This window comes from Vibrio sp. Sgm 5, assembly GCF_026241575.1.
In the GTDB taxonomy this organism is placed as follows: domain Bacteria; phylum Pseudomonadota; class Gammaproteobacteria; order Enterobacterales; family Vibrionaceae; genus Vibrio; species Vibrio jasicida.
The window spans coordinates 1-2,475 of sequence record NZ_JAPHPY010000114.1 but is presented as its reverse complement, the minus strand read 5'-3'; the positions used below and the strand labels follow the sequence as shown (position 1 = coordinate 2,475).

General features: G+C 38.8%; 3 protein-coding genes. All 3 read right to left on the bottom strand.

The window, feature by feature from the left end; genetic code table 11:
* Nucleotides 1-327: 327 nt before the first annotated feature.
* A complete protein-coding gene (locus tag OQJ86_RS26195) occupies nucleotides 328-858 on the bottom strand; it encodes a hypothetical protein (RefSeq protein WP_049538686.1) in 531 nt (176 codons plus the stop codon).
* Nucleotides 859-1,082: 224 nt separating this feature from the next.
* Complete coding sequence (locus OQJ86_RS26185; RefSeq protein WP_025793485.1) at nucleotides 1,083-1,760, bottom strand: hypothetical protein; 678 nt, start codon at nucleotides 1,758-1,760, stop codon at nucleotides 1,083-1,085.
* Nucleotides 1,761-1,902: 142 nt separating this feature from the next.
* A complete protein-coding gene (locus tag OQJ86_RS26175; protein ID WP_265992193.1) occupies nucleotides 1,903-2,382 on the bottom strand; it encodes a hypothetical protein in 480 nt (159 codons plus the stop codon).
* Between the last annotated feature and the right edge of the window lie 93 nt (nucleotides 2,383-2,475).

The following is a 2,475-nucleotide window of genomic DNA, read 5'->3' as shown; positions in this document are numbered from 1 at the left end:
ATGAACCGCCCTGTGCGGAGCCGCATGCAGGGTGGTGTGGGGGCTGGAGGCTAGACACCTCCGGCTACCCGATTATAAATCATTGCCACTGTTTTTGTACGAGCAGTTTGACGACTAGCATTAAAAAAGTGAGCACAATTAAACAAACAAAGATAATTACAAACCAACTACCCCAAACCATAAAAATATAGTTAAAGTCATACCTACAAGTACTTAGAGCTAGAGATTTAGCAGTACAAAACTCTCCCATTGAGTTATGTTTAACTGCAACATACAGGGGAATGCAAGCTAGAATACTAGAAACAACAATAGACACGATAAAGTGTTTTAAACGGCACATTTGGCTGGGCTCCATGGTTGCTCAAGATATAGCTTGGCTACACGTGCACCGTAATCGCTAACTACTTCAGCACCCAAAAAATTATAGATCGTAGCTATTTTTCTTATCGTCGGATTTTCAATACGAGCCTGTATTCTAGATAATAGAGCGATCCCGAACTCAATATTGTAGTAAGGACAGCCTAGGGCTTCTTTAGTGACGCCAATGTCTTTCCAATATGAATAATGTAGATTCATCGGCAGTATGGTTTTTCTCAAAGGATAGACTTTATCATACCAGCCATGAGTAGTTTCCATATACATTATTGCTGCGACTAGCCGTGGGTCTACACCATGTTTCTTTGATTGATGAATTATCAAACCGCACCATTTCCCAACTTCACTGAAGCTATCAATTTCGTATAATGGCTTTCTACCGACTGCGCTATCGCTATCAACGATAGTAAATATTGCAGGTGTATCATTGATAATGCTTAACTTCCTTTCCGCAGATTTATTCAGAACAGGTATGTCGTTCATGTCTTATTCCCTCAATCAAAGCAAATATGATACAAATCACATACCAATAAAGTCATCTTAATATTCTGTTTTCAGACACGAATCTCAATCTTGATTTATAACGCCCTGTTAAGGTGTGAGCAACGCAATACCGAAGCTCCCGCATACCACCTTAAACGCTAAACGCAACGCATAGTAAAAATGCCACGCGTTGCGAATCACTCTTAAACAGTTTGTTATGCTGATTATTCACCGTCTACATATAGCTTTCTTTTAAATGATTCACTGTCAAAACGTTTGATGTTTTGCAGGATGTCTATCGTCGACTTGCTGATTGGCTCTTGTGAACCAGCGATAGAGTTAATGAAATAAACTATGCGGCACCATGCTTTGAAGTGCTCATTAGTCAGTTCTGATGCTACGGGTAGCAAATTCTCTAACGTACGAGACTCTCTCATGCAATGCTGTTGGATAGAGGTTAAAGCAGCTTCATCTAGACCGTTAGATTTAACGTACTGAATAAGATTATCGATCTGCTCGATATTCTTTTCATGATCCTTACCGAAGAATCTGCCAACTCGATATTCCTGAGGAACATTTTTAAAGCTGTGCTTTAGAAAAAAGATCAAGTACTCACGTAAGCGTCGTTCCAAAGAAACTAACTTCTTTTTCTTACTATTTTCTTGCCAACGATCAAACACCCAAAGGATGATTAACAGCTCAATACAAACGCCCATTAACTCGGGGGTAAGATTTCCAACTAAAAAGTTATCGGAATCCCCAAAGTATGCAGCTAATGACAAAAGTGCCAAAGCCGTGATTAAAATTGCTGAAAATGCTTTCTGATTAAGTTTTTCGAATCTCATACAAAATACGTTGATACAAAAGGTGGCGTATTCTACTTTGAAATAACCAAGTTGCATATAGATTCGTAGCAGCATAACGCCCTGTTAAGGTGTGAGCAGCGCAATACAAAAGCCTCCGCACACCACCTTAAACACTAAACGCAACGCATAGTAAAAATGCCACGCGTTGCGAATCACTCTTAAACAGTTTGTTAGAATTTTACTTTGCGAAAAACTGAATTGCATAGAAAAGAAAACCAATTATCCCAACAATACCGGACCTAGTTGAATTTTCAATCCAAGTTAAAGTTTTAACCGCCAAAGACAATATTTTAAGAACAATTGTATAAAATACGCCCCCAATAATTGGGGTAAAAAGAAGCATGAAGAACACAGCTGCCCAGTCTGCTGCATTTTCTGGGGGCAGATATCGAATTTTAACGTCGAAATAAAGCCCAACCCAAAGCAATATAGCAAGACCAATAAGAAAATTAACGGCTATAAAAATTCGAAAAATGTGCCTTCCTATGAAAGTGCTAGGAGGCGTATAGTTTTCTACAAATTCAATCCTTGGGTTCAAGAAGTCGCTTGCTTTTAAAGATTTATCTTTCAACCAACTCAAATTTTCGAGCTTGATAGCTTCTACAGCTAACAAGAAGACAGATACAAACTCAAGTATTGATAATATTATGGACTTCATATTTGCCTCAAAATTCTAACGCCCTGTTAAGGTGTGAGCAACGCAATACCAATGCCACCGCATACCCCTTAAACACTAAAAACAACGCATGGT